The organism is Pseudomonas sp. Root569 (genome assembly GCF_001427465.1).
GTDB classification, from domain to species: domain Bacteria; phylum Pseudomonadota; class Gammaproteobacteria; order Pseudomonadales; family Pseudomonadaceae; genus Aquipseudomonas; species Aquipseudomonas synxantha.
The window spans coordinates 23,621-47,203 of sequence record NZ_LMGQ01000001.1; the positions used below are offsets into that span (position 1 = coordinate 23,621).

A 23,583-nucleotide genomic window follows, 5' to 3' on the forward strand; every position below is an offset into this window, starting at 1 on the left:
TTTTCAACAAAAGACCTTTTTGGAATAGACACTCAGGAAAAAATGATAGGAAGCTAATAAAAATTACATCAATGATTCTGTTTTAGTGCGGATGTTTTTTCTAAAACCCTGATTATTCGAAATTAAATTCACCCGCTCAAAAACGCTCGCCCCAGGAAGAATCTCGCGAAGGCACGACCTACGAGCGCAACTTAAACAATTCTTCATAAACACGACTTTATTAAAAGCCAGAGCAGGTTCACGCGTTAACAGCGGTGTTTCCTTGCAAAACGCTTTGCACCACACCTCCAATCTCCTCCACGTCGCCAAGCTGCTCGCAGAAGATGCGGCGATGACCAAGGAGACGGACCGTTACGCCTGGGCTTCGCATTACTTGCAGGAAATGGTCAAGACGGTGGTTGATGATGTGGTGAAGGTGTTGGATTCGCCGGTTAATACTCAGTAAGCCGCGAAACAGAAAAGGCTGGTAACCGCTAACCTGTGGCGGCGCCGCTCCTTTAGTGGTGGATGTCGGGGCCGCACCGCTTTTGCTTTTTACCTATCCGTTTGCGACCTGCGAACCCCCGACCTCGCGTGTTAACCTTGCCGCCATCGCAAAAAATGCTGGGCCAAGCGCCCCCTTTGCCCCATCACTTTCAACGAATTTGCCTACTACCCAATGAGTAAAAACACTTCAGACCTGTCCTCCCACACCCCGATTGTGTAGGGGTATGTGGGGGACTTTGAGGGATAGGCCCGTGGTTGCGGGCTTTGACGCTCGTACACAGCAAGTTGCATAAACGCATGATGGGCATTGAATGGCATAGATTGGCGTACGGTTTGCCCCATTTTTGCCCCACATATGCCTAAACTCGCTTTGTTTCCTGCGGGACCCCCAACGACGCTCTAACTGTACATGCGACGTCTCTTAGATCAGCGAGCCTTCGAAGCTCTTAACGAGACCCTAATTCCCTTTACGCACGCCAATATCTTCAAGGCTGTCAGCTGAGTTTAGCTTTAAGTACTAACATCTGGGGACCTCCTGGGATCGTTTGAAGCAAGCCATCACTATCAGTCGCAATGCCCAACCAATACTTTGTAAATGCCCCCCCGAAATCCATGAGTAGGATGTATGGCTTTCGTAGAGTGTGCCTACACTGGAGGCAGATCGAATCGTCGCCTTACACCTAAACCGCCATGTGAGATTTTCGTACGTGTCCGACATTGCCTCCGTAATCGCAGAGTTCTCCCCTCTCGTATCCCCCTTATGGGAGAACATCAAAGGTTTTGCTAATTCTTCCTTCACGACTTCACTGGCGGGCGCTTTCGCAGGTGCGATAGCTGCGCAGCGCATCGCTGAAAAAGGCAAATTCAGAGATGAATTAGTAAAGGAATTTCAAGCTACGAACGCGGTGATATCGCTCGCAATAGGTATGGCCGCCCAAGCTATGGCACTAAAAAAACAGCACGTTAGAGCCCTGAAGAGCGATTACCTTAACGATCTGAAGAGTTTTGAGGCGCATAAAGAAAAAATCTATGAACGCAAAATTGCAGCAAATACTCCTTTCGAAGTAAAACCTAACTTTCTGTTTTTTCCGGAAATTTCTCCTCCAATCGCTAAACTCCAAGATATCGTCCTGAACCGCCTTTCTGCCGTGGGACGGACAATTGCAGTTGTGACCGCACTTGCTGATTCTGTGGGAAATCTGAATGGAGCTTTATCCAAGCGAAACGAGCTTCTGAACGCTTTCAAAAACAATGACTTTCCTGAAGGAGCCTCTTTCCACCATATGTACCTAGGCGTGTCGTATGGTGAAACCCACACAAACCAAGAGTACGGTAATTCGGTAGAAGCCATTTCTCTCTATACGGATGACATGATTTTTTTCAGCATTAAGTTATGTGAGGATTTGCGGGATCATGGTGAGACACTCAAAAAACGCTACAAATCGCGACTGAGGGGAAACCCACCAAGGATCTCAACTACAGACTTTGAAAAGCCGCGTCAGGATGGCTTGGTCCCGAAAGACGAAGATTACGTTGATTGGCTATCAGGCTTCGTCACCGTCCAAAAGGCAAGCTCGAAATGGTGGCAGCGTAAATAAAACCCTGTCCGCGGGAGGGCGACAGTTGGTTCTTCGCCTAGTTTTTTCTTGCAGTGGTGGCTTCCTAGACTGCCGACCAGCTCTTCGTCGGATTAGGTAAGCCATGACTGAGCCCTCAATATACTGTTTACATATACAGAGTCCTGTCAGAGCAACGATTATGCACATTTTCTATCCTCTGCCGATTCAGCACCTAGCCCGGATCGCAAGCATCCACAAGGGTTGACAAGGTGATTGGCTGTGCTCAATATATGTGCACAGCCGTTGAACGGTTGACCAAAGTGTCGGTTAAGTCCGATGCAATATACTGCGCATGCAGACCACAGCCACCTTTAAGGTGGCTGTTCTATTTCTGAGGGTTGTGAATGCATATCTGCTATATCGACGAGTCCGGCGATTCACAACCTGTCCAAAGCAACGTTGACGATAAGCAGCCTATGTTGATCGTTGCAGGGCTTTTTGTGGATGCGCAACGCATCAGCAGAATCACCGATGAGTTCATCAGCCTTAAACGCCGGTTCTATCCCAAGCTCTTCAAGGATGAGAAGCACGCCCTTAACGTGCTACTCAAGGAAATTAAAGGGTCGGACTTGAGGAGCGATGTAAGACGACACCCCGTGACCAATCCACGGATCGAGCATCACTTCAAATTTATCGATGGCGTTCTGAGCATATGCAAAGCTCACGGCATCAAGCTAGTAGCGCGAGTTTGGGTCAAGAAGTACGGTCAAGCTCTTGATGACCGTTCTGTATACACCATCACCGCTCAAAACATCGCGAAGCGGTTCCAGCATTTTCTAATTGACCAAGAATCCCGAGGCATGATCATCGCGGATTTTCGCGACCCTGCGCGCAACCGGTATGTGGCTCACTCAATCTTTACTCAAAAGCACAAACTGGGCAAAGGCGGAGATGCCTATCCATCTATTGAGGAAGCCGCAGTCTTCGGTATCAGCGACAACCACGCCTGCCTGCAAATTGCGGACCTGATCTGTTCAACCATCCTTTACCCTATCGCTGGCCGCATTGTTTGTGATGGTACTTTCAACAACGTTCACACCCATCCAAATTACGACTCGATCGTTCAGCGATATTCCAAACGCATCAAGGCTATGCAATATCACTGCGCAGAGAACGGCCAACGGAGGTGGGGAATTACCGTGGACGACCCGCATGGTCGACGGACCTCAATTTTCCCCCAACCACAACCTCTAGTACCTTCACAAGTGGCCGCGCCACTACAAGCCAGCTCCAATGATGGGGCTGTGTAGATCACGCGATTCACAAAATCCTAGATCAGGGATTTTCGAAAACTGAAACTAATCGCAGGCAACCGACCAAAGCTGATCAAGCCGCGTTGTATAGCTTTGGCTCATCATCTCTCGCCGCATACCCCATTCAGGGTTGACGGGCACACTGGCTGATCGCAGTGTCCCCCTACCCCACCGTTCGTTGATCTGATCCAGAACTGTCATCACCCTAGTTGACTCTGCCGGCTGTGATTTAGCGAACAGGTCATCGGTGTACTCGCCTGGCTGGCATAGGTCGATCAGCATCACCTCGGCCTTGCTATATTTGAAGCCTGATCGAAATATACGATCAAGCGCCCCTACCGCCGCCTGGGTGAGCAGGCGAACGTCGTCAGTGGGGTAAGGCATATCTACCACCACACCGTTGGCGTATTTCGCCTCTTCCGGATTGAACATGCCGGTACGGATGCTCACGCGCACCTTCTTACACAGCGAATTCTGGGCGCGGAGCTTCTCAGAGGCTCGCATCATGTACGTGGCCACCGCTTCTTTTATAGGAGGCAGCTCCGTCAACCGCTTGCCGAACATACGACTGCAGCAGATCTCCTGCTTTGGCGGATCGGGTTCGTCCAGCTCCAGACAAGGCGTACCGGCCAGCTCCCTTGCCGTCTTCTCGATCACTACGCTGAACTTTTTACGAAGCGTCCACGGGTCTGCCTTAGCCAGGTCCATGGCCGACATGATGCCCAGGGCACCGAGATGGAGTTTCATCTTTCGGCCGACGCCCCACACTTCTGCCACATCCGTATTGCGTAGCACCCAGTCACGCTTAACCGGATCGGTGATGTTCACCACGCCACCGGTTTGGGACTGCAGGCGCTTCGCGGTGTGATTTGCCAGCTTCGCCAGCGTCTTGGTGTGAGCGATACCTACTCCGACAGGGATGCCCGTACAGCGAAGCACCTGGGCCCGAATCTGCCGGCCTAAAGCATCCAGCCCGCTTATACCGGTAAGATCGGCGAATGCCTCATCAATGCTGTACACCTCAACTGCCGGCACCAACGCCTCGATCAGGCTCATCACCCGCTCGCTCATGTCGCCGTACAGCGCATAGTTGGAGGAAAACGGCACAATGCCGTGCTGCTTGAGCTTGTGCTTGATCTGGAAATACGGCTCGCCCATCTTGATGAAGGGCTTCGCGTCGTAGCTGCGTGCGATGACACATCCATCGTTATTGCTCAGCACCACGATGGGCACCTTCACCAGATCCGGCCGGAACACCCGCTCGCAGCTGGCATAGAAGCTGTTGCAGTCGATTAGCGCAAAGGTCGGTTCTTGCTTAGACATGGCTGCGCACTGTGCTGGTGATTACACCCCAGATTGACAGCTCATCCCCTTCAAGAACGTAACGCGCCGGAAATTTAGGGTTCTCTGATAGGAGGATCACCTCCCGGCCGCGCTTACATAGGCGCTTGCAGACGGGCTCATTGTTCAGCAGCGCCACCACCACATGCCCATGAGCAGGCTCAATGGCACGATCCACCACCGCGAGGTCACCTTCGAAGATACCAATCCCTTGCATGCTTTCCCCGGTGATTGCTACCAGGTACACATGCGGTGCGCGGATATTCAGAACCTCATCCAATGAGATGTGCTGCTCAATATGATCCGCTGCCGGCGATGGAAAACCGGCTGGGACCTGGAACGAACACATAGGCAGCTTCGCGCCTGCCTCAGCGATAGGACCTAGAATGGTGAAGCTCATGATGCGGCCTTTTACATATACTGTACGAATGTACAGTTAACTTTGTAGGATGCTTGCGGTCAATTTTTCTGTAGGGGATTTCGACAGGCGGAGAGGTGCGTATGTGCGGTCGATTCGTGCAGTACGAAGGGATGGCGATCTTCATTGAAGAACTGAGCCCCCAGATAGAGCTGTTCAGCGGTTACGACGCTCAGCCTATTGATTGCTACAACGTCGCACCGACAACACGGGTTCAGTTACTGCATGCTGCAGAGGATGGGCTGCATATCGATGCAGTCAAATGGGGATGGGCGCCGTCCTGGGCCAAGGGCAAGCGCCCCGATCCAATCAACGCCCGTGTGGAGACGGTCACCACCGGGAAGTTCTTCAAGCAACTTTGGCCGAATGGCCGAGCCCTGGTGCCGAGTGAGGGGTGGTACGAATGGGTCAAAGACCCTGACGATCCGAAGAGAAAGCAGCCCTACTTCATTCGCCTGAAGAGTCAGAAGCCCATGTTCTTTGGCGCGCTCGCCCAAGTTCATCCTGGCCTAGATCCCCACGACGGCGATGGGTTTGTAATCATCACCGCCGCCAGTGATCAGGGCATGGTGGACATCCACGACCGCAAGCCGTTGGTGCTGACACCTGAGCGCGCCAGGGAATGGATCGATCCCTACCTTACTCCAGCCCGGGCCGAGGAGATAGCAAAGGAATGTTGCCAGCCTGTGGAGGACTTTGAGTGGTATGCCGTTGGCAAAGCAGTGGGGAGTGTGAAAAACCAGGGGGCTGACTTACTGCTGCCTGTACCACCCAGGGATGTTTGACGCTATCAGAACAGTCCTCCCAATGCGGCTGGCTCCCAGTTCATGATCACCAATTCACCGCTAACCTCACTCTTTCCTTGCCGTTGGTTGGATGTGGTGTATCGAATGTCTACCATCTCGAAGTGAAGCCCCTCAAATACTCGCCGGATATCAGGGTGATCGTTGATGCTGACCATCACCTTGCCTTTGCAGCGCCGCATAAAATCGGCCATGCGCTCGTAATTCTCAAAAGGAAAGTCCACGCCGTAGCCGGCGGTCTGCCAGTAAGGTGGATCCATGTAGTGGAAGGTATGGGCACGGTCATACCGCTCGGCACATTCAAGCCAGCCCAGGTTTTCAACATAAGTGCCGGACAACCGCTGCCACGCTGCAGACAAGTTCTCCTCAATCCGCAGCAGGTTGATGGCTGGGCCGGTCGTTGCAGTTCCGAACGTCTGCCCCGTCACTTTGCCGGCGAAGGCATGGTGCTGCAGGTAAAAGAATCGGGCGGCGCGCTGGATGTCGGTGAGGGTTTCTGGGCGGGTCATCTTCTGCCACTCGAACACCTGCCGGGAACTGAGCGCCCACTTGAACTGGCGGACGAATTCTTCTAGGTGATTCTGCACTACGCGGTAGAGCGTCACCAGGTCGCCGTTGATGTCATTGAGGACCTCGACCGGCGCTGCCTGGGGACGCATGAAATAGAGCGCGGCGCCACCGGCAAAGACTTCAACGTAGCACTCGTGAGGTGGGAATAGCGGGATAAGACGGTCGGCCAGACGGCGTTTACCGCCCATCCAAGGGACGATGGGTGTGGACATGGGTGCAAGACCTTTACTGTATGGATGAACAGGTGCTAGGCTCGCCGTGCTTTGTGCACAAGGCAGGAGCCATGGCCGGGCTTGCAGGGTTGGTCTGCGGGTTTGGCGAGCCGGTATGAATGTTGACGCATCCATCCGGCTCGTTCCTTTTTACAAAATCATTTCATCGCGCACCCTCGGGGATCTCGCCAATGAACAAAAAACCTAGCAATTTCAAAAGGGATACGATTGCTTTAATAAGTAAATTTCCAAGCGAATTTATCTTAGCCTCTCTATTGGGAACTCTACCGACTGTATTCTTTAGCTCTACCGAAAAAGATGTTAATGAAATCGTACAAGGTATCCTTGCAATCGGCCCACTAATTCAGTACTCGGCATATCTTATTGCTCCTTACGCCCTAGTATTTATCATTAAGTATGGTATACGGTTCAGCTCTGACAAAAGCATAGACACCTTTAATTTTATCCATAAAAACATCGCAGAAGTAGGAGCAGGATTTCTTACTATCACCAGAACTGGCTTAGGTGCAACACTTGGAGTTTTAGTATTAGGGCTGACCACTGATATTATTACGATCAACAGCCAGCAAATCATGACATTAATCGTGATGATACTTTCACTCACCCTTACTAATTGCGCGCTCGCCCTTGGGAAAGATACGTTAATAGAGCAAACCACCAGACCATATATAAAAAACCCTATTAAGTTTAGCCCTAGCTTAAAGTAATCATTCATGGTGCCGGAGGGATATCGTCGTAACGTAAGCTTGGCAAGCTTTAAGCGCAATCAATCCTTGGTCGCCGGCATCGGTGATTCCGATAATTCGTTGAGCATGCGCTGGGTCAAGTTGGGCTCTTGTGGTGCCATGAACCACGCGGCCGGAGGCGGGGGTGGTTGGCATTGCACAGTTGCCGGTGGTTTCGGTGGCTGCGAGTACGGCTGACAGCCGCAGATCAGCAGTAGCCAGGCGATCACGCAGGCGAGCCTGCTTGGTTTGCTCATCGGTCAGTTCCTTGTGGTGGGTTTCGTCTTTGTTCTGCAGGCGTAGTTCCAGGGCCAGGCGTTTTTCCTGCTCGATGCGCTGCAGGTCAGCAGACGCTTTGGATATCTCGTTGAGGGTGTCCGCCTGCAGCCGGGCCTGGCGCTCCAACACACGGCCATAACGCCAGTCCTGCGCAGTCCAGGCCAACGCCGCGGATCCGGCGGCGACCATCAGCAACAAGCCGCCGACGACAGCGATTCGAAACTGCGCAGGAATCAGGTCGAAGAGACGCATAACACTGCCCTCGCCCTGCCCCAGAGCAGCAGCCGATCCTCCAGGCCGTTGAGGCCGCCATTGATCCGGCGGGTGATGGTGTTGAACTGCTCCTGATCCGCTAGGGCATTCAGCCCGTTCACCGACCAGAACCATGCCGCCGACTCTGCCGCCCATTGCGGCTGCTCGAGCAGTTCCGGTGTGCGCAACAATCGCTCATCGCCGAACAGCGCCAGGCTGCAGCGCAGGTAGTTGTCATGACCGGTGACCTGGATCAGCCCACGGCCCCGGTAGCGCTGACCATCCCCGTCAGCTTCCGGAGTATTACCGAGCTTGGCCGCCAGAGAGCCAGTGTCGTATTTACTGAGGTACTGATCGCTGCCCAGTTCGCGTACGTACTGCAGCTGACCCGACTCGTGTCCGACCTGGGCGAGGAATGCGGCCTGGCGTTTGGGTGTATCGATCTTCCTGTTGGTCATCGCTGCGTTTAAGGCAGATACAAAAACGCCCGCTTGGCGGCGGGCGTTGGGCATGATGCGTTGAAGTTGTTGCTCGGTGATGGGCATGACGCCTCCTGAGTTTATCGTTGCGGATCGGGCAAGTGCGTTAAGCGATCACGGCACCGTCAGCACGGTGAGCGGCTTTTTCTCTTTCTTCCCTTTGGCCTTGGCTTTGCCTTTCTTGCCGGCATTGCACTCGACCGTGGTGGACCAGCCGGCCTGGGTGAACACCTGTTCCACCGAGTCCACGAGAAAGGCCCCATCTAATCCGTCCTTGAAGCCTTGAGCGTTGATATGGCGCTCGGCAAACAAGTCGGTGCGCCCCACCATCTCCAGCCGAACTGCCGCAGAAGAACGGTTGAACGCATTCAGCCGTGCCTTGGCGGCCTGTTCCGCTGCAGATTTGTTGGGATGGATATGTCGGTCTGTATGTACCGGCGGCATGCCTTCCGGGGCGTCATCGTTGCCCAGCTCCAGGGTCACCAGCTCGCCGTTCTTTTTGTCCTGGTAGCGTGTCTTGACCGCCTTTTGCGTGGTGCGATCAGCGAAACGAAACTGCCAACGGCTGACATCGCTTTTCTTGATGGTGACCACGCCGAGGGTTTTGCCGCTCGCGCTCTGGCCCGCTTGACGCTGCATCACCAACAGCTTGCCGTCGGCGACCTTGGCGGTGCAGTCGTATTGCTTGGATAAGCGAGTGATGAAGTTGAAGTCGGATTCGCCGATCTGGTCGACCCGAGGCACCACCGTGGTAATGGAACAGACCGGTTGCCAGCCGTTGCGAGCGGCCACGTCGGCGACGATCTGCGCGAGAGTGACGTTTTCCCAGCTACCGGTGCGGGTGGTTTTGCCAGATCCGCGCATGTCGCTAGCTTTACCGCGAATCACGATGGTATCCGGCGGGCCGGATGCTTCGACCTCATCCACGATATATCGGCCCAGGCGCGTCAGGCTGTTGCCGGCGTAGCCCAGGTAGATCTCAATGCCGGCACCGCGCTTGGGCAGTGACACCGCACCATCGCGGTCGTCGATACGCAGCTCGAAGTCATCCGACTCCATGCCGGGTTTGTCGACGGTGCGCAGGGACAGCAGGCGGTCGTTGATCAGGGCCGTGATGTCGGTCCCGTCAGCGACGATTCTAAACGTTGGTTTCATCTCGCTACCCTAGAAACGACAAAGCCCCGCAGTGCGAGGCTTTGTCAGAAATAGATGCTCAGCAGATGCAAAGCACCTTTATCAATCCCACAACTGCACGGTTTCGTCCGTGACCGGCGGAAGGTCCGGGAAGACAATCAGCAACCCAGCCTTGAGCGGTTGCGGCTGGTCGGCCAGGCCTTGGTTGTGGGCCAGCACCGCCTCCACGGTGCCGTTGAGATGCCCGTAAAACTGGTTACAGAGTGTATCCAGCACATCGCCGTCAGACGTTCTGCAGGTCATCGCCATAACGAACGAACTCCAGAGTGAATACTTGTTTACGCGGAATCCCACCTTGCAGCAGCGCGCTCTGTTCTTCGTCGAGGTTCTTCAGGCACCAGGTGCCCAGCACTTCGCCGTAACCGGTGGTAAGGGTCAATGGCAGCAATTGGGCGCCAATGCTGCGCAAGGTGTCCAGTTGCTTGAGCCCTCCCTTGAAGCCAGGAAAGATCTGGCCTTTGAGGGTCATTTTCTCCTCGCCCATTCCGATTGCCTGTTGCGCCGGCCGACGGCTGAGACGTTCTTGCGACGCCCAGCGAAACTCCGTCTGCCGGCGCAACTCGTCGAAGGCCGCCGTATCCAGGTTGAAGTAGTAAGGCTGGGTGTTGGGCTTGAGCGGCTGGATGATCAGCAGGTGCGGGAACGGCTTCACGGCCTCAGCGAGTGGCGTCTGTGATAGCCCCAGCGCTTCGGTCGGGAAGATGTTTGCAAGCGATGGACTGACCTTGCCCGCCACCTGATTGATCGCGGCGCCGGCCTTGGCAGCTTGCTCCCTCAGAACACCCAAGCGTTCATCAATCTGCGACGCCGCCCGTGAAGCCCGGCTGTAGGTTTCGACCACGGCGCCGACCTTGGCCTGAGCCGCACCGACGCCACGCATGACCCGTTGCAGCTTTTCCCCGACACCGTCGGGGATGAATGGCACGTTTTCGAGTTCAGCGGCGGCACCAGTGATCTCGCTGATCGCGCCATTCACCGGCCCTAGCATCCCGTCCAGGCTACGCCGGCCCGCCTCCCCCGCGCTGACCAGGTATTTGAAGCCGGACTGCATCTGCTCCAGATATTCCATGGTCCCTCCTTATGTGTGGGCTTCGTCGTAAAGATTGCGCCGGGCTTCCTGCTGTGCGGCATCACTCAATGCTCGCTGCATCAGGGGTAAAAGCTGCTGAACAAACTGCTGCGGATCCTTGGCATCTCCCTCGACCGTGACCGGCATGCTCAGCGAATAGCTGAACTTCTGGTCCACCCGCGCAGGCTCTGGCTTAGACGCCGCAGGCGCCTGAATAACCAGACTGGCGGGTTTGGGAGCGACAGGCGCCGCCAGTGAGCGAGTGACATCGCCCAACGCCGGCCCCATTGGCATCATCATCGGTGCTGCTGGTCTCGGCGTTACTGCTGCAACCTGAGTCTGTCGCCGCACGGGAGATTCGACGACACCTTTTACCGGCACCGGTACCGCCTGAATCAATGGTTGTGCAACGGGTGTAACGGGAGCGACAGCAGTGCCGATATCCTGCACCGCAGGTGCTGCCTGGGTCGATACAACAGCAGGTTGCCGAGCGGCGAAGCTATTCGCCATAGTCGCAAGGCTGGGCACCGCTGGCCCAGGTCGCGGCGCCAACAACATAGGCGTAATCGGTGCGGAGGGCTCTTTGGCTTTGTCACTGCCAAACATCGACAATCCAGCCCAGCCCCCCAGTTGCTGTCCTCCCATGCTGCCAAGGTATGCCCCCACCATGCCACCGATGGCTGTACCAATGATGGGTACCACCGAACCAATGGCAGCACCCGCAGCTGCACCCGCCATAGTGCCGGCAAGTGTTCCGGCGGCCTCCCCATAGCCCTCCGCTTTTTCGTCCTGGGTTTCAGCGGTCAGGTAAGTGTTGAGCACCATGCCACCGGCATCTACCAAGGATGCGCCCGGCACTGCTTTGGCCGCTTTACCGAGCTTACCGACACCCCCAGCGACCGAGGTCAGCATTTTAGTTCCCGCCCCTGGCAAAACAGGAGGACGTGGCACCGGAACCGGCGGACGCGCTGCAGACGCAGCCGTACGCGACGGACCAACCGGACGCGGTGACCGTGGCGGTGCCAAAGGTCGGCGCCGCGAAGACCGAGGAGCAGACGGTTTTTTATTTCGACGTCGTGCCGACCGCGAATTGCCCATGCCGCCCATGGACGCCATATTCACGACGAATACGCGCTTCACTCCGCTATCGCCACTGTCGGCTGCATCCCTTCCAGCGCCTGCTCCTACTGCGTCCTGAATCATCGAAACGACATCCAAGCCCGTAGCGACAGGATCGAACCCACCCGCCTTCGAATCAGCGCCTGGATCCAGCTCACCCTTGCCTCTAAAAGCAGCAACGGCTTTCAGTCCCTTTTCCACAACCGATAGGGCGGCCCCGGCTTTCCCTTTCGTGGCTATCCCACCGCCACTCACCGCATCGCTGTTGGTGACAAAGACCTTCTGCACCTCTCCAGACTTACCCGGCAAGCCCCCCTTCGCAATGTTAAGGAGCCCTTTCGCAACCTTGAAGCCGTAAAACGCGGTGGCCGCAGCACCTACTGCTGCGACAACTGCAGTAGTTCCACTGATGACTTTTGGATACTTGTCAGTCAAGGCTGAAAGGCCGTTACCAACCTTGGTCAACCCATCAGCCACCAGATCCGTAAGCGGCCTCAACGCATCGCCCAGGCTCGTCATAGTCGCTTCCATGCTCGATGTTGCCGCGCTCCATTTGGCGTTGGACGTCTGGCGAGCCTTCGCCGCGTCGGCCTCGATCTTGGCCTTACCATCGGTTTCCTTGATGGTGGTCATGTTGTCCTTGATCGTGTTGCCGTACTTGATCTGGGCGAGCAAGCCGTCACTGGCGCTCTGGTCACTGACGATATTCGCCAAACCCGCTGCCTGGATCAGCGCGACCATCGCCTGCTCTTCCTCGGCGCTGCCATCCTTGGACGCCTTGATCTTGGCCTTGAGCGCCGCAACCTTCTTGGCCGTGGCCGGATCCTGTTTTTGGATCAACTGCTCGCTGAGCATGATGAAGGCTTCGACCGGGTTGGATGCCTTGCCGCTTTTGGTGGCTGCCAGGATCGAGCCCGCCAGGTCATAACCCTGCTTGGCGAACCGCTCTTGGCTGGTACTGCTGATCACCGCGTTGAGTAAGTTGTTCATGTTGGTAGCAGCGGCCGCCGCATCCTGGGTTTGCGAGAACTGCGACTGCAGGCTCGCACCGAGGAAACGCACTGCTTCCGGCCCTTCCATGCCCAGGCGCTTGATCGTACCGAGCAGTGCCGGCATGTACTTGGCCATGTCCTTTGGACCGAACGCGCCAATGTCACCCGCAGCGGCCACCTGGCCCAGCATGGCGCCCATGTCCTCCTTCTTGACGCCGGCTTCCTTGAAGGCACTGAACAAGGTGGCGATGGTTTCCGCTTCCATGCCCTGGCCGTCGACCAGATCAGCAATCAGCGGCGCGTAGTCCACCGACTCCTCCCAGTCGATACCTTTTTCGATCAAGCTACCGACAGCTCGGGCGAGAGCCTGCTGGCCCATGCCCTTCTTGGCGGCGACTTCAGTGATCTTGTCGGCCATCTGCTGCTCGGCATCCGTGCCGGCGGTATGTGCCCACAGTGCCATCTGCCGGATTTGCGTCTGGTAGTTGGCAGAAACCTTAGTGGGAATGGCAATCAGCGCCGTGGCAGCTGCTGCCTTGCCCAACATGCCACCCAATCCATCCTTGCCTTGCTTGACTTGTGAGTACCCCGTGGCTTTCAGGTCGGCCTTTCGAGCGACTTGCTCCATGCTCTGGTAGGCCTTGGCGAGATTGCGCACCTCGACACTCTGCTTTTTCAGGGTATTGAGGTTGGATTCCAGTTTGCGCAGCAACGTACTGGCACCAGCTGCACCACTGTCATTGGCCTTTTTCCATTCCTCCCGCAAGCGGATGGTGTCGCCAATCGTGCGCTGCAGCACCCGAGCCTTGGCACCTTGGGCTTCGAGCTGCTTGATTCGCCCCTGGACATCCTTGAACGCGGTCCCGACCGTAGAGCTGACGGCGCCGCCAATCACCAGGCCGAGCGCGAGTTTGTTTGCCATGTCGTGGCTCCCTGTAGCGAGTGATTACGGCAGGTGGCTCAATCCGAGAGCCACCAGACCATCTCGGCAAACGGCATGGCCTGGATCTCGGCGGCGGAAAATCCGGTTTCCGCCGCCAAGCGCTTGGCCGCCAGTTTCAGCAGCGCGGGGTTAAACCCCGTCGTCCTGCACCAGGCGAAAATAACCGGCCTGCAGTCGGTGGTAGTCCACCAGTTTCAGGCCCTCCAGATCCTGCTGGCCGGCTTCACAGAGGCCGGCAAACAGCATCAGTTCGCGCTGCTCTTCGTCGTCACCCGAGGCGCGATCAGCCGCTCGCACTTCGCGCACCGTGGGTGAGCGAATAGTCAGGGTATCGACCGTCACACCATTGACCTCAGAGGGACGGGACAAAGTGATGGTGGCGTTTTCGGCGGTCAGTTTCAGCCAGGTCGGCAGTTTTTTCAGTTCAGGGGTAGCCATTTGATAAATTCCTTAGAGGCCCAAGTCGCTGCGCATGGAGGCCAGTTGATCCACACCGTCGATCACGCGGATCGCGGCAACCATGTCGATTTCGTAAATAAGGCGACCGGCGATTTCCAGCTTGTAGTAGCTGACGGCAATCGAGTACTTGAACTCGGCCTTGTCGCCCGCCTTCCAGTCGCCTGGGTCCAGCTCCTTGAGCATGCCGCGCAAGGTCGCCACTACCGCGGTGGTCTGCCCCTTTTGCCCCTTGAACGAACCGCGATAAACGCCATTGAAGGCCGTTTGATCTGCCAGTCCGAAAAATTTCATGGCCTCGCGGCGCACGCCATTGGTGGTGAAACTGGCCTCCATCTTTTCCAGGCCCATGTCCATCTCAATGGGGCCTGCCATGCCGCCGCCGCGATACTCATCCGTTTTAACTACCAGCTTCGGCAAGCTCAGGCTAGGCACGTCGCCGGTGAAGTTGATGCCGTCGACGAACAGGTTGGTGTTGTAGAGCACTTGAGGAATCATTGAGCAGCCTCCTTAGGCAGCGGTTTCCAGGACTTCGGTGAGCCACTGATTGGTGACCTCGACCCGGAAAATCGGGTTCTCGGCAGGCGGCACGTCGGTGAAGCGAATGTTCCAGTACACCTTGCCCTGCTCCAGCTGGCTGACGGTGTTCAGCTCGGTGTCGGCGAACACCTCGAAGTTGATCACCGCGCCTTGGTTTTTCAGGTCTTGCATGAATGCCTGCAGGCCGTCGGTGACGTCCTTGATGTAGGTCTTGGTGATGCCACGGTCGACCGCCCACTTATGCCCGGCCAGGATCGCGTCCATGACGATATCGACCGTGCGCACACGGGTGACAAACGCCCACTTAGGGTCCGCCGACAGTGTGCGGTTGCCCCACAAGCGATACCCGCCGTCACGGATGATGGTGGTGATATTGGCGTTGTTGAGCAGGTTGGCCCGGCAGGTTTCGTCGCCATCGAGAAACTCGACCGGCCGCGAGGTGCCGGTGATGCCGACAAACTCTTTGTTCGACGGCGACGACCAGAAGCCGTACTCAGCATCCGTCCAGGCAAACAGGCCAGCAGCAAAGGCCGAGGCCGGTGCGTTGACGGTTTTGCTCTGCAACGTGTCCCACAGCTGCACGCCCGGATCGACCAGGAAGCAACGTTTGCTGCCGAACTCTTGGGCATAGGTCATAACGGCTTCGTCAGTGGTGTTCGGCCCGTCGAGAATCGCCAAGGCCCGCAACTTGCCGGCCAACGCATCCAGCGCAGTTGCGACCGCCTGAGTCGCGGTATGACCTGGCGCAATCAGCAGCCGCGGCTGTGCGTTAAACCGGCTCTTGCCGTCCAGCAGTGCCTGCATGCCGGTGCGCTGCCCGGACGCCAGAACACCGCCGATAATGGCGGAGGTCTGCTGAGCCGGGTCTTCAACTTTGGCGACGCCGCAGCCGATGACCACGGCTTTAGCACGCACGAAAATCGCCTTGCACGCGCGCGTGATCGCCGAGTCTTCGCCCCAAGCGGCAATCGCTTCGCGCTCACTGGTGATCAACGTCAGTTCGTTGGGTTTGGCAGATGCCGCTGGCACAACAGTAAAGGTGTCGCACAACCCAATAATGGACGACGACGGCAGCGTAATGGTACGTGCCCCGGTATCCACCAGGGTGACGGTAACGCCGTGAAAACGACCGGAAGAGGCCATAGTGCGAGTTCTCCAGAAATGACAAAGCCCCGCATAAGCGAGGCCTTGAAGGGTGAAGCGACGGATACGAAAACGCCCCGACTATGCAGGGCGTTAAAGAGTTTGCTGGTCGATCCAGCCCGGCTTTTTCGGCCGGTATTTCAGAGTCGGAAACTTCGTTGACTGGGGCCAGTCGCGCAAAGCCTGCATGTAAGCCAAAAGCTCGCTGAACTGATCTGCAGTCAGCGACGTTGAGCCACCTAATTCAACTTCGTCACGATGGCGCTCGCGCAACCACTTGACTGATTCCAGCTCAGCATCGCGCCAACGTCTCTCGGCGTCTGCCTTTTCCTCAGCGTTGAACTGCGGCAGTGTTTCTCCACCATCGTCCACCCAGCTAACATAATTCAACCAGTCTTTATTGCCGATGTCCTGGGGGATGAAAATACCATCTGGCAATCGCTGCACCCCCGCAGGACTCAGCTTGTATTGAACATTATCCATGAGATTCGCCCTTAAATTTCAGCATCTGCTGTCCATTCGACTTGCAAGGTGTAACCGGGAACTGAACCGCTCGGCGGTATGCAGGACAACGAAAAACCCGTGGCCCACAAACTTTGGATATTGGTGCCCGTGCAGGGTTTAACTGCAGACTGCGCCCAGATCTGCGAGCTTTCCTCCCCTGGGCAAAAGAGCGTCAGAGAAGGAACTACGCGTTTGATCTCCCGAAAGTCCATCCGCAAGCCTGACTGCGAGCTACCGCCCGCCCCCGATTGCGTGAAGGTTGCAATGCACGTCTGCGGCCCGTTGTTCGACTTAGTGGGATGGTCCATCAGAAACGATTTTTCGAAGTACCGCATGCAAGCGCGATGCTCTTCATGGAGCGTCCGATACTCGTAGGGAGTAGCTACGCTGCCGGCTTCTATTTGGACATTCGTGATGTCCGTGACGTGGGAACCCGTCCCCCAACTCGCGAAGATAAGCTCAAGAAAATCATTGGCAGTGCCCTTGCTCTTGTTTGCGACGGAGCCCAGATCAAGGGTGACAGCGTATTTTTTGTAAGCCGTGGTCAGCTCCACCGACGTCCCCACGTCCACGTTCGGATCCGTAGAACCTACGCCGAAGTTCTGCCGAAGTATCACGGCGCAGGTGTGCGGCACACTGGTTCTCATATGAAACGAAACAGTGACTTTGCCACCTGCCAGCGTTTCCACATTCTCTATACGCTGACTAAGGTTCCACCCCTGCCCTTCACCCTGGCGCGAAAGACGCAAAGAATACTTTGCTTCGTTGATGGTGGTGTCCCGCTCTAACGCCAGTTGACTCCAATTGCAAACAGCGTTTTTAGGGCTGTAAATCATCCAGCGATCAGGGCCGAATACGCTTTCAGGCCCGCCATTGGCTTTTCCAACTACGCCAGATTTGCCACGTTGCCAGATGTGAAAGGCGCCATTGATCAGCCGGTTTTTTCTGTAGACGTGTACAGGAAACTCCTGCTTGGGGCTTTCAATCTGAGCCCTTACCGATTCAGTGTTGGCACTACGTTTAGAGCGGTCATCAATGGCAGGCGTGGGTACGTTTTGCCCGGCGGTCCATTGAAAGACCAATGGCGTGGTGCCCAGAACAATCGGCCCGTCAGTGATCAGTTGCCACACAGTGTCAGCGTTGGCAGAACCGCGCTCGACCGTGACCAGCAACCCCGGCGTCACTTTATCGCTACTGTCGGCATCAACCGTGCGTACCCAACTTTCAGCGCCCACCAGGTACAGTCCGTTGTCCTTTGCCTGGACTTGATCCTTGACCAGTACGCGAGAGCCGGCAGGCACAGCCAATCCATCGATTTCTTGAACACCGGCCAATACCATTGGCGCAGTGGTTGCCACTAGCACCGACTGCTTGGCATCCAGCCGGTTTATCGCGCTGGCGACAGAATCATCGACATACTTGCGTGTCGCCAGGACCACTGCCGGGTCAATGTTCAGCACGATGTTATTTGAACTGCTGACCACAAAGTTCATGCGCAGTGTTTGCGTACGCCCGGATCCCTGTGAAAGCTTGGGCTTAAAACTCGGCGCACAGTTGGCAACTGCCACCAGGTCACCGTCTGAGTCAAACAGCCCCAGCTCTCGCACCCAGAAGCCGCCTTCATCAGCAGGAATAACCTGCTCGGCAACCAAGATGGCCGAGTTAGCAGGATCTGGTGCCAACGAGTTCAAGGGCGCTCGGCGTCGCTCGTTGATCAACACTTTCTGCAAGCGGTCTGGCAGTGGATCAGTGCCGTTGGCATCGCCAACCGCCATGTGGGTTATTTTCCAAGTCAGCAAACCGGCATCGGCCTTGACCTGTTTCGCCTCCCCGACCGCAGTCAGGATGGCGTAAAACTTTGAATTGGCATCAATCATGGTATACGTCCAAAAAGTCTATGGAATGTTCGCGGCCCGACACACCGATCACACAGTCAACCGAGATAACGCCAACTGAAGACGGGTAGATGTCCAGCGCATCAATGGAATGCTCGCGCCCACCGCCGCCGATAACGCCAGTGACTTCAATGTCCTGCAGCACGGGCGGGTAAACGTCTATCTCGTCGCCGTCATACGCACTGGCGAAGATGTTGATGACCCCACTGGTTTCCAGGCTGATCGCCAACCCCGTCATATGGCGGCTAACCGGCTTGGCGTCATCTATCAGCGAAGTCAGCTCCTGATACATCTCCTCGGTGATCCCGGTTTCGAGTACGCCCACCTTCAACGCGAAGGTGCCCGGCACGCCCTTAGGCGTCGTCTCCCACCACTCCTGCACTTCGATCAGATAACCGAGCGGCTCAACCACACGGCGTAACGCGCCGATGGTGCCCTTGTGGGCATGCACGTAGAACGCCGAACGGATGGCCGAGCGCTTGACCGCCTCCGACCACTTATTGTCCCAACGGTCCACTGACCAGGCCCACGCCAGTTGGTGAAGTAAGTGCGCCGGGCAGGTGTCCGGGTTGTACAAAGTGCGCAACGGCACATCGGTGACTTCGTCGGTGGCCGCTTCAATGGCCCGTTCCAACTGGGTACTGTTAATAGGCAGTAGGCTCTTCACGGCGCCCCTCCCTGCTTCACGGTAAAGCCCACGCAATAAGCGGCCTGATACTTGGTCGGCTTGATGTCCTGCCAATTGGGCAGATCCACCCGACCGACGCCGCTGATGTGCAGCTGCGCATCAATAGCCGAGCGTGGCACCTCTACACCAAGCCGGCGCCGAGGATTGACCCAGGCCGCCAAACGCTGCTCAGCCGCCGCAAGGATCGCCTCGTTCTCCGAGCCGGTACCGGCCATGTGCAGCACCGCATCGATGCGGTATTCAATGACCTCCGCGCTTCGCACGGTGAGGCGATCCCCGACAGGCCGGATGTCGTCATCACTGAGGTATTTCATCACCACGTCCAGCAGCGGCTGTTCGGCGACACCATTGCCCTGCAGGTGCAACACGGTGACCACCACCTCGGCAGGAGACGGGCTTTCAGCCGTGGCATCCGCTACCAGGGCCGACGCGTTGCGGGCATGCAGGATGTAGCTGTTTCGGGGGCCGGCGGTGGTCAGCCCTTCGTACACCAGCTGCACCCGTTCGCGTAGGGCGTCGTTGGACTCCATCACCCGAGGAGTCGGCGGAACCGTGTTGAGGTTTTCTTCTTGGATCACCAGGCGTTTAAGGCGAACATTGCCGGCCAGTTGATCAAGGTCGCCATCAATGGCGTAAGCCAACAGCAGTGCCTTAGCCCCATCGTTTACCCGCGCCCGGTTCTGAATGCGCCGGTAAACGCCCAACTCCAACAGCTTTACCACTGGATCGCTTTCCAGCTCGGCAGTCCAGTTGTCCCCCATGTACAAACGAAACGCTGCCAGATCCTCGGCGTAGGCCTGCTCAAAGTCGAGATCCTCCAGCACGGGCGGCGCCGGCAGCGCTGATAAATCCACAGTGCTCATGCGGCGACCCTCACTAGCGCGTTTTCGCCCTTGAACAGGCCCTTGAGTTCAAACTCGATTCGGCCATCTAAAACAGCCACTACGCGCACCTGGCTGATATTTATACGAGGCTCCCAACGTCCCAGCGCCCGAGCTACTTCCGCCTGGACTGCGCTTTTCCAACCTTCGGTAACCGGTAGGTCGACGAAGCGGCGCAGTTGGCTACCGTATTCAGGCCGTTGCCGACGGCTGCCCACTGGCGTTGTCAGGATGTCTTCAATGCACTGGCGCAGATGCTCGATGCCGGAGATGGGCTGCCCAGTGTGGCGATCCATTCCGATCATCTGGGTTACTCCGGTGCGGGTTCGAGGTCAGGGTGGCTTTGGAGGAACTGGTACTGATCAGGGGAAGTGGCGACCACCAGCCCCCTGGCAACCGTGAGGCTCTGGCCTTGCGGCGTAATCAAGGTTCGCGAGGTAAACACCTTGTCGCGAAAGGTCTGTGGCAGGCCAGGGAGTTTCGGTGGCGGCTCTATTTTCGCCGCCAATGGCTGTACCACGGACGACTGCTCATCCGGTTTGGGCTTGTTCATAAGGGCACTCCTGGAATAAAAATGCCCGCACGCGACGGGCCTAAATAAGCGATTAATCAGTGTTTGTGGTTCGCGCTGTTGCCAAGTGCATCAATGATCTTGCCGGCGCCGTTGATATCCCCCGACACGGTCAGCGGCCCGTTGATCGTCACATTGCCGGTGAGTTGGATGTCCCCGGAAACCACTGTGAGAGTGCTATCGGTGACGGTGGCTACGGTGCCGCCGACCTTGATGGTGACCGTCCCGGAAGGCAGCGTGATGCTGTAGCTGCTGGCGTGCCAGTCGTAGACAAGCGACCCGCCATCATCAAACCGCCAGACCTCAACGTGATCCCGGTTGTCCGGTGGCGGGCCTGCATCCCCGTACAGACCAGGAATGAATGTGCCCATTGCCGGGTTGCCACTGGGGCTGAACAACTTGCCCTGCTCGCCCAGGCTGGGCACCCGCCAGTGCCGGGCCTTGCCTGCGGCCACGCTATGCCACCGCACCCAAGCGCTGGTCCACTCCCCTGCCCTGACACGAACAACCGGTGGCGATGAAGTGGTATCCACAGCAGCCACCACGCAATCCATCAGCATGGCGGCGATCATGCGGTCGCTTTCCCCGCTGGCGTAGCTCATGCCAGCAACTCCGGCGCGACATACTGATCGCGGTTGCCTGGGCCAATTTCCGGGCTGACACCAATCAACAGCGTGCCAGGTGGCTCATCCGGCCAAGGCCACTCCTCGGTGCCGAGATAGATCGTTTGATTCCACTCCACCAGCCAGACGGTGTAGCCGTCCAGCTCTGGCCGAGTCCAGTCTTGCACCGCCTGGATAAACTCGGCGCATTCGATCTCCAGCCCCCAGTTCTGCGCCCGTAACAACACAATCAGTTGTGTCGCCAACTGCACGACCTGGCGGTGATGATCAGGCCGTATCGGGTCCACAATGATCCGCGCTTCGAACTTGCAGAGCATGGTGGTTTCACCGGTACCGATATCAGCACCTGGCTCGATCTCCGACATCTCCAAAAACACCGCCGGCAAAGGAATGTGATCCTCGATATTCGGCCAGGCGGCAACGGTTTGAACACCCGGCAGATGCGTCTGCAGGTGCTGCTCGATAGCTTGATAAAGCTGGTCGAGGCTCAACGTTTCGTCAGACACGCGGCGTTCCCTTTAAATACTTCTGCAGTTCAAAGTTGAGTTCCTGCGTGAGGATCTCCAGCAGGCGCTCGTCGGCACGCTTCACCCAGGCATCGAAGTGCGGCCGAACTTGCTCAAGCGACACCTTGGCTTTCGCCAGGGGGAAGCGGTTGTCGTTTTCTTCAACAAAGCCGGAGCGTCTGCCACCCTGAGCAGCATCCGGATAGTCGGTGGTGTTGAAGTGTTTGCTCGACGTGCGGATCCAGATATCGGCGTTGCTGCCGTAGACCTTCTTGAAGAAAGCCCCCTTGTAACGCCGACCGGCAACCGAAACACCGGCGCCGGTTTGCCGTGCCCGGCCAGTGCGACGGGCTTCAATGGCATTGATGCCGAACCACAACTTGCCGCGCATATCGCCGCCGGTCACCGGATACGCCCGAAGACGTTGCCGGACAGCGCCGATGGCGATCCGCTCCTGCTTGCCGACAGCCCGTGCAATGTGGGTGCGCAGCCAACGGATTGTCTTGTTGATTGCACGCCGCTGGGCCGCCGCCGCTGCCTTGGGCACCAGCTCGCCGAACTCTTTCAGAGCCTGAGCATGAACCGCCGACGGTTGGATGGTGATCATCCCACCGTCGCGCTTCTGCTGGGGATAGCTGCCGATGCTCATGGCCGCTTCCTCAAAATCAAGGCCACCAGGCCATTACCGTTAGGCTCGAGCTGCAGCAGGTCATAGTCGCCGCCGCCATCCAACGCCGGCAGATCAACACTGACACGTAAGCCCTTCACCAACCCGTCCGAATCCTTGATGCGGATCTCGAAGCGCGGCTCCCGCAGGCCGGTGTTGAGCTTGCCGAACTGGGGTTGTTTCCAGGGTGCCGAGAACATGCCCAGCACCGGCTCGGCGAGACCCTCGATCACCGCACTGTCGCCCAGGGTTTCAAAGACCACGTCGTCGATGTCGTCGATCAGATCGCGGAAGGCCACGGTTACATCTCCAACAGGATCTGCGCCCGAGGTCGTGTGCACAGGTGCAGCGGGTTGGACTGGGCTTCACCGGCCACGCCCTTGCCAAACTGCATGGGCTCGATCTTGCTGTAGTACGGGATGCCCTGGGTGTTGACCGTTTCCATGTAGTCGGCCGGCGCGAAGGACGAGATATACAGATCCGGCACACCCTCTGGGATCAGCAGGGCCTTGTCGTCGTGAACGAACGCAACACCGGCCACCTTGCCGCGATAACGCTCCCAGACGATCCCGCCGAACTCGAAGGCTTCACGGGCATCGCCACGCAGGGACGCGGCCTGCATGGTGTTGAGGTAGGTTTCCTTTACCGACTTATGCACGATGAGCTTGTTCCAGAAGTTCTTGCCACACATCGCGCGGGAGCCGCTACTGGTGACGCTGCCAAGGGCTTCCTCCTGCATGTCCAACGCTTCGCCGCATTTGACCCGCAGCTCGGTGTCTGGACTGTTCAAGCCCATCTGAAGCTTCTGACGATTCACGCCAAAGGATTTATAAATGTCCAACAGGACCGTCTTGCCATCGGCGTCCAGCACCTGGCCGTTCAACGCGCCCATGCGCTGGAATTCGTGGGTGGCATCCAGCTGTCGTCGGGCCTTCGCCAGCCGCTTGTTGACCACATCCTGCACGGCCTGCAATTCGCTGCGGGTACCGAAGGCGCGAATGCCCTGGATCTCGTCAGCCTTGATGGTGAAGCGCTCTGGCAGGTGCACCGTGTTGAATGGGATCAACGTGCGCTTGGTCCCGCCAACCACAAGGCCCGAGGTGCCGCGTTCGCCCGATGGCACCAGGGCTAGGGTGTCGCCGTCTTTCTCGATCTGCACGGTCAACGTGCTGATGCCCTCTTCGCGGAAAAGGCCAAGGCTGCTGATGCGGCCCGGCAAGTATTCCTGTTCATTGATTGCAGCGGTCAGCGAGGAGACGCTAAACGCATCGTCTTCAAAAATGGCGATATCGGCCATGGGGCACTCTCCAGAAACGAAAAATCCCGCACTCGGC

At 57.1% G+C, this 23,583-nt stretch carries 28 protein-coding genes; 5 read left to right on the plus strand and 23 right to left on the minus strand.

The features are described 5' to 3' along the window. The first annotated feature begins 205 nt into the window (after positions 1–205). The 3 genes from ASD70_RS00155 to ASD70_RS00165 all read left to right on the plus strand — a co-directional run bounded on the left by ASD70_RS00155 (position 206) and on the right by ASD70_RS00165 (position 3,355). Positions 206–445, plus strand: a complete 240-nt coding sequence (locus tag ASD70_RS00155; RefSeq protein WP_056845370.1) for a DUF3077 domain-containing protein — start codon at positions 206–208, stop codon at positions 443–445. 748 nt (positions 446–1,193) lie between these two features. Further along, positions 1,194–2,084, plus strand: a complete 891-nt coding sequence (locus tag ASD70_RS00160; RefSeq protein WP_156382899.1) for a hypothetical protein — start codon at positions 1,194–1,196, stop codon at positions 2,082–2,084. Positions 2,085–2,449: 365 nt separating this feature from the next. Further along, positions 2,450–3,355, plus strand: coding sequence for a DUF3800 domain-containing protein (locus ASD70_RS00165; protein ID WP_056845372.1), 906 nt, complete (start codon positions 2,450–2,452; stop codon positions 3,353–3,355). 48 nt (positions 3,356–3,403) lie between these two features. Here the strand turns inward: ASD70_RS00165 and umuC are convergent, their stop codons facing one another. Then, complete coding sequence (umuC, locus tag ASD70_RS00170) at positions 3,404–4,681, minus strand: translesion error-prone DNA polymerase V subunit UmuC (protein WP_056845373.1); 1,278 nt, start codon at positions 4,679–4,681, stop codon at positions 3,404–3,406. Beyond that, positions 4,674–5,099 (minus strand): LexA family protein, encoded by a 426-nt coding sequence (locus ASD70_RS00175; protein ID WP_056845374.1) that lies wholly within the window; start codon positions 5,097–5,099, stop codon positions 4,674–4,676. Before ASD70_RS00175 ends, umuC begins: the two co-directional genes overlap by 8 nt. Positions 5,100–5,200: 101 nt before the next feature. On the opposite strand from ASD70_RS00175, the gene ASD70_RS00180 reads away from it, so the two are divergent. Next, positions 5,201–5,902 carry an SOS response-associated peptidase family protein gene (locus tag ASD70_RS00180; RefSeq protein ID WP_056845375.1) on the plus strand — a complete coding sequence of 234 codons (702 nt, stop codon included), beginning with the start codon at positions 5,201–5,203 and terminating at the stop codon, positions 5,900–5,902. A 5-nt stretch (positions 5,903–5,907) separates the two neighbouring features. On the opposite strand, the gene ASD70_RS00185 is transcribed toward ASD70_RS00180, so the two are convergent. After that, the gene (locus ASD70_RS00185) at positions 5,908–6,702 is read right to left on the minus strand and encodes a DNA adenine methylase (protein WP_056845376.1); all 795 of its coding nucleotides are present in this window, start codon (positions 6,700–6,702) and stop codon (positions 5,908–5,910) included. Positions 6,703–6,893: 191 nt separating this feature from the next. On the opposite strand from ASD70_RS00185, the gene ASD70_RS00190 reads away from it, so the two are divergent. Further along, positions 6,894–7,430 (plus strand): hypothetical protein, encoded by a 537-nt coding sequence (locus ASD70_RS00190; RefSeq protein WP_056845377.1) that lies wholly within the window; start codon positions 6,894–6,896, stop codon positions 7,428–7,430. Here the strand turns inward: ASD70_RS00190 and ASD70_RS00195 are convergent, their stop codons facing one another. The 20 genes from ASD70_RS00195 to ASD70_RS00290 all read right to left on the minus strand — a co-directional run bounded on the left by ASD70_RS00195 (position 7,431) and on the right by ASD70_RS00290 (position 23,546). Then, complete coding sequence (locus ASD70_RS00195) at positions 7,431–7,979, minus strand: lysis system i-spanin subunit Rz (RefSeq protein WP_056845378.1); 549 nt, start codon at positions 7,977–7,979, stop codon at positions 7,431–7,433. Then, the gene (locus ASD70_RS00200) at positions 7,961–8,524 is read right to left on the minus strand and encodes a glycoside hydrolase family 19 protein (RefSeq protein ID WP_056845379.1); all 564 of its coding nucleotides are present in this window, start codon (positions 8,522–8,524) and stop codon (positions 7,961–7,963) included. The genes ASD70_RS00195 and ASD70_RS00200 overlap by 19 nt, the downstream gene beginning before the upstream one ends. A 48-nt stretch (positions 8,525–8,572) precedes the next feature. Beyond that, entirely contained in the window at positions 8,573–9,613 is a 1,041-nt protein-coding gene (locus ASD70_RS00205; protein WP_056845380.1) for a phage late control D family protein, read from the minus strand. An 81-nt stretch (positions 9,614–9,694) separates the two neighbouring features. Then, positions 9,695–9,901, minus strand: coding sequence for a tail protein X (locus ASD70_RS00210; RefSeq protein WP_056845381.1), 207 nt, complete (start codon positions 9,899–9,901; stop codon positions 9,695–9,697). Continuing rightward, positions 9,876–10,721 carry a phage tail protein gene (locus ASD70_RS00215; RefSeq protein ID WP_056845382.1) on the minus strand — a complete coding sequence of 282 codons (846 nt, stop codon included), beginning with the start codon at positions 10,719–10,721 and terminating at the stop codon, positions 9,876–9,878. The genes ASD70_RS00210 and ASD70_RS00215 overlap by 26 nt, the downstream gene beginning before the upstream one ends. Positions 10,722–10,730: 9 nt before the next feature. Continuing rightward, positions 10,731–13,754 carry a phage tail tape measure protein gene (locus tag ASD70_RS29210; protein WP_056845383.1) on the minus strand — a complete coding sequence of 1,008 codons (3,024 nt, stop codon included), beginning with the start codon at positions 13,752–13,754 and terminating at the stop codon, positions 10,731–10,733. A gap of 150 nt (positions 13,755–13,904) precedes the next feature. Beyond that, positions 13,905–14,213, minus strand: coding sequence for a phage tail assembly protein (locus ASD70_RS00225; protein ID WP_056845384.1), 309 nt, complete (start codon positions 14,211–14,213; stop codon positions 13,905–13,907). A 12-nt stretch (positions 14,214–14,225) separates the two neighbouring features. Next, the gene (locus ASD70_RS00230) at positions 14,226–14,729 is read right to left on the minus strand and encodes a phage major tail tube protein (protein WP_056845385.1); all 504 of its coding nucleotides are present in this window, start codon (positions 14,727–14,729) and stop codon (positions 14,226–14,228) included. 12 nt (positions 14,730–14,741) lie between these two features. Beyond that, positions 14,742–15,914: a phage tail sheath subtilisin-like domain-containing protein gene (locus ASD70_RS00235; protein ID WP_056845386.1), complete on the minus strand. Its 1,173-nt coding sequence runs from the start codon at positions 15,912–15,914 to the stop codon at positions 14,742–14,744. 93 nt (positions 15,915–16,007) lie between these two features. Next, positions 16,008–16,397: a phage tail assembly chaperone gene (locus ASD70_RS00240; RefSeq protein ID WP_082561395.1), complete on the minus strand. Its 390-nt coding sequence runs from the start codon at positions 16,395–16,397 to the stop codon at positions 16,008–16,010. Between the two features lie 11 nt (positions 16,398–16,408). Then, positions 16,409–18,295: a phage tail protein gene (locus ASD70_RS00245; protein WP_056845387.1), complete on the minus strand. Its 1,887-nt coding sequence runs from the start codon at positions 18,293–18,295 to the stop codon at positions 16,409–16,411. Further along, entirely contained in the window at positions 18,288–18,980 is a 693-nt protein-coding gene (locus tag ASD70_RS00250) for a phage tail protein I (RefSeq protein ID WP_056845388.1), read from the minus strand. Before ASD70_RS00250 ends, ASD70_RS00245 begins: the two co-directional genes overlap by 8 nt. Beyond that, positions 18,977–19,864 (minus strand): baseplate assembly protein, encoded by an 888-nt coding sequence (locus tag ASD70_RS00255; RefSeq protein WP_056845389.1) that lies wholly within the window; start codon positions 19,862–19,864, stop codon positions 18,977–18,979. Before ASD70_RS00255 ends, ASD70_RS00250 begins: the two co-directional genes overlap by 4 nt. Further along, positions 19,861–20,187, minus strand: a complete 327-nt coding sequence (locus ASD70_RS00260; protein ID WP_056845390.1) for a GPW/gp25 family protein — start codon at positions 20,185–20,187, stop codon at positions 19,861–19,863. Before ASD70_RS00260 ends, ASD70_RS00255 begins: the two co-directional genes overlap by 4 nt. Before the next feature lie 5 nt (positions 20,188–20,192). Then, the gene (locus ASD70_RS00265; RefSeq protein ID WP_056845391.1) at positions 20,193–20,435 is read right to left on the minus strand and encodes a hypothetical protein; all 243 of its coding nucleotides are present in this window, start codon (positions 20,433–20,435) and stop codon (positions 20,193–20,195) included. A 56-nt stretch (positions 20,436–20,491) separates the two neighbouring features. After that, positions 20,492–21,055, minus strand: coding sequence for a phage baseplate assembly protein V (locus ASD70_RS00270; RefSeq protein WP_056845392.1), 564 nt, complete (start codon positions 21,053–21,055; stop codon positions 20,492–20,494). Then, positions 21,052–21,582, minus strand: a complete 531-nt coding sequence (locus ASD70_RS00275; protein ID WP_056845393.1) for a hypothetical protein — start codon at positions 21,580–21,582, stop codon at positions 21,052–21,054. The genes ASD70_RS00270 and ASD70_RS00275 overlap by 4 nt, the downstream gene beginning before the upstream one ends. Then, the gene (locus tag ASD70_RS00280) at positions 21,575–22,231 is read right to left on the minus strand and encodes a hypothetical protein (RefSeq protein ID WP_056845394.1); all 657 of its coding nucleotides are present in this window, start codon (positions 22,229–22,231) and stop codon (positions 21,575–21,577) included. Before ASD70_RS00280 ends, ASD70_RS00275 begins: the two co-directional genes overlap by 8 nt. Next, positions 22,228–22,548, minus strand: coding sequence for a head-tail joining protein (locus ASD70_RS00285; RefSeq protein ID WP_056845395.1), 321 nt, complete (start codon positions 22,546–22,548; stop codon positions 22,228–22,230). The genes ASD70_RS00280 and ASD70_RS00285 overlap by 4 nt, the downstream gene beginning before the upstream one ends. Positions 22,549–22,550: 2 nt before the next feature. Beyond that, complete coding sequence (locus tag ASD70_RS00290; protein WP_056845396.1) at positions 22,551–23,546, minus strand: major capsid protein; 996 nt, start codon at positions 23,544–23,546, stop codon at positions 22,551–22,553. Between the last annotated feature and the right edge of the window lie 37 nt (positions 23,547–23,583).